Raw genomic sequence first — 2,339 nt, forward strand, 5'->3', positions numbered from 1 at the left:
CCATTGCCTTAAATCTCCTAGTTTGCTTGGTTAAGAATAATTGGACTCAAAACTGAATAGTTCAGTTTATTTTTGATGTCACCACTGCCTGACGAGTTACGAAAGGTTCAAAACAGACATCCACGGAATAAGTTTACAATCTCTAGGCTTTCAGATTAAAACTTTTGTTACAAAACTTCAAATTTCTGTGAACGACTGGAAAACCTGATTAAGATGTTGTTTTTTCCTTCCAAGTTATCTTTATACAATGCTGCCGCGTCATTATTTATTACAAATTATTGTTATGTTTGTTAATTTAGTTTACATAAGTTTACAATTTTCTCCAACCCAAGCGTATTGGCCTATAGCGGTAGTTAACTATGCAATCGGTAGACTTAGGATTATTAGCCCGGCCGAAGCTCTAGATTTGCAATAGACATCTTCAGAAATTAATTATGCGTTGCCCGAAATGCTTAATAAGCATAATTCATGAATTGTGCCTACATCATTTTTGCTACGAACCAAAACATAATGCTTAAGGGTGCGATCGCACTGTTGCCTGTGTAGCATTTATTATTTAATACTACTGTGTCAAGCTAACAATACTTATATTAAATAACGAACCACAGAGGCACAGAGAACACAGAAAGAAAGATTCTAACTGCCTCCCCTGCTCCCCTGCTCCCCTTCACCCATCATTTTTGGGTTGATCGAGACTAGCCCCTGCCAAACACACTGCTAAGGGCACGCGCCATATTTTGCGGTTGCATTGCATCCATTGCGGCAGTGGGTTCGTAGCCGCAGTGAACCATACAATCGGCACACTTGGGATTACCACTCTTTTGGCCGTATTGACTCCAGTCAGTTTGTGCTAGTAATTCCTTGAAGGTAGAGTAATAACCTTCGTTCAGCAGATAGCAAGGTTTTTGCCAGCCGAGAACGCTATAACTAGGGCTACCCCAAGGCGTGCATTCGTAGTCCTTTTCACCAGTGAGAAAATCTAAGAACAGTGGATTGTGATTGAAGTTCCAGTTTTTTTCACCAGCTTTGTATGGAGCCAGAATTTGCCGGAAGAGGGTGCGTGTTTGTTCTCGATGAAGAAAATGATCTTGATTTGGTGCCCACTCGTAACTGTAGCCGGGAGAAATCATCATCCCGTCAGTATTAAGTGTGTCCAGAAAGTCGAAAAATTCTTGCATATCTTTGGCTTCAGTACCTTCAAAGATAGTGGTGTTAGTGGTAACACGAAAGCCTTTAGCTTTAGCGACGCGAATAGCTTTGACAGCAATATCAAAAACACCTTTGCGATCGACGCACTGATCGTGCAACTCCCGCATCCCATCTAAATGCACGCTAAAAGTCAGGTAAGGAGAAGGTTGAAACTTATCTAGGCTCTTTTCTAACAACAAGCCATTGGTACACAAGTAAATATATTTTTTGCGCTCAATTAATCCCTGAACAATCTCATCGATCTGGGGATGTAGAAGAGGTTCTCCCCCTGGAATTGAGACAACTGGTGCGCCACATTCTTCCACTGCGGCAAAGCACTGTTCTGGGGTGAGATTTTGCTTTAAAATTTCCTTTGGATGTTGGATTTTACCACAACCAGTACAGGCTAGATTACACCGAAAAAGAGGTTCCAACATCAATACTAAAGGGAAGCGTTTACGTCCTTTCAAACGCTGGGTAACAAGATACTTCCCAATATCCATAGCTTGTTGTAGATTAACTGCCATTCTATTACTCCTCTGTTGATCAAAACACCACGTTCTCAACCCCAAGATTTATCTGTGGGGTCTTTAATTTTGAATTTTGTTAGCGCAGCGTTAGCGAGTCCGCGAGCGTCATTTTGAATTTTGAATTCCCCAGAGGGGTTGACATACCCCTGAGCAACAAACCAATCTACAGCATCCTTAAGTGCTGCCTTTAACGGAGATTGAGGTAAACCCAACTCTCGTACAGCCTTAGCGGCATTGTAATACATAGGTTGTTTCGCCATCCGAACGCCATCCAATGGCACTGAGGGCGATTTCCCCAAGGGTGCGAAAATCTTTTCATCAACCCAAGCAACACTAAGGGGCAACCAAGCGGGTAGAGTTCGTTGAGGTGCTATTAGACTGGTGATATCAGCGAGTTGTTCGAGTAGTTCCTTGAGGCTGAGGTTTTGATTACCTAAAATATAGCGATCGCCTGATTTACCCCGTTGCAAAGCCAGTAAATGCCCCCATGCCACATCCCGCACATCGATAAAATTCAAACCAGTATCTAAGTAAAAGGGCATTTGCCGCCGCAAAAATCGCAGGATTATATCACCTGTGGGGGTAGGTTTGATATCCAACGAGCCAATTGGGCTGCTGGGT

The 2,339-nt window shown here is 42.7% G+C and carries 1 protein-coding gene and 1 pseudogene; both read right to left on the bottom strand.

The features are described from left to right. Window positions 1–695: 695 nt before the first annotated feature. A complete protein-coding gene (hpnH, locus tag LC574_RS36185) occupies window positions 696–1,715 on the bottom strand; it encodes an adenosyl-hopene transferase HpnH (protein WP_229458443.1) in 1,020 nt (339 codons plus the stop codon). 35 nt (window positions 1,716–1,750) lie between these two features. Next, window positions 1,751–2,339 (bottom strand): annotated as a pseudogene (locus LC574_RS36190) (hypothetical protein); the annotation flags it as partial.

Origin of the sequence: Nostoc sp. CHAB 5715, assembly GCF_020829685.1 — a bacterium.
In the GTDB taxonomy this organism is placed as follows: Bacteria; Cyanobacteriota; Cyanobacteriia; order Cyanobacteriales; family Nostocaceae; genus Nostoc.

What these genes read in the sequence shown, in the direction of transcription:
- hpnH (WP_229458443.1), bottom strand. Translation starts at nt 1,715, where the DNA reads ATGGCAGTTAATCTACAACAAGCTATGGATATTGGGAAGTATCTTGTT.